General features: G+C 68.5%; 1 protein-coding gene. It reads right to left on the bottom strand.

Annotated features, from left to right (window positions below):
- Positions 1-868 (bottom strand): APC family permease (locus CCN56_RS37095; protein ID WP_143664750.1); only part of this gene is annotated, 868 nt, incomplete at both ends.

Genomic DNA, 868 nt, shown 5'->3' with positions numbered 1-868 from the left:
AGACTGACCGCGCCGGTCAGGACGAGGCACAGCACCGGGGTCCCGGTGCGGACGTTCAGCGCGCCGAAGAATCGCTTCGGCAGCACTCCGTCACGACCCATGATGTGCAGCAGCCGGCTGGAGCTGAGCTGGATGGCGAGCCCGGAGGCGAAGCCGCCGGCGATCCCGGCGATGTTGGTCCAGTCGGCGAAGGTCTGGCCGCCGACCTGGACGGACATCGTGTACGCGACGATCTCCGGGTCGTCGAAGACGTCGCCGGGATGGACCAGTTGCATCACGTAGGCGACGGCCGCGAACAGCAGGCCGCCGATCGCGATCACCAGGACGACGGCGCGTGGGATGGTCCGCTGCGGGTCCCGCGCTTCCTCGGAGAGCGTGGTCACGGCGTCGAAGCCGAGGTAGGAGTACGCGGCAATCGCGGCCGCGGCCGAGACTCCGGCGAGCCCGCTCTCCGCGTTCCAGAGCGGCGCGGTGTACGACTGCGGCGGCTGGTCGGCGAGGTGGACGAGGCAGTACGCGACAAACAGCAGGACCAGGAACACGGCGATGCCGGTCAGGACCTTGTTGACGCGGTCGGTCAGAGTGAGGCCCACGATGTTGACCAGCGTCGTCAGCCCGGCGTTGATCAGCATCCAGGCCCAGACCGGGACGCCCGGGAACTGGGCGTTGAGATAGAACGACTGGACGAGCCAGGCGACCATCGGCAGGAACAGGTAGTCCAGGAGCACCGCCCAGCCGACGAGGAAGCCCACCCGGGAGCCGATCAGCTTCCGCGCGTACGAGTACGCCGAACCGGACACCGGGAAGTGGCGGGCCATCTTCGCGTAGCTCAGCGCGGTCAGGAACATCGCGCCGGTGGCGACGAGGA

The sequence above is a fragment of the Streptomyces sp. NRRL B-24572 genome (assembly GCF_002156145.1).
Taxonomy (GTDB): Bacteria; Actinomycetota; Actinomycetes; order Streptomycetales; family Streptomycetaceae; genus Streptomyces; species Streptomyces vietnamensis.
This window is presented reverse-complemented; position numbering and strand designations above follow the sequence as displayed.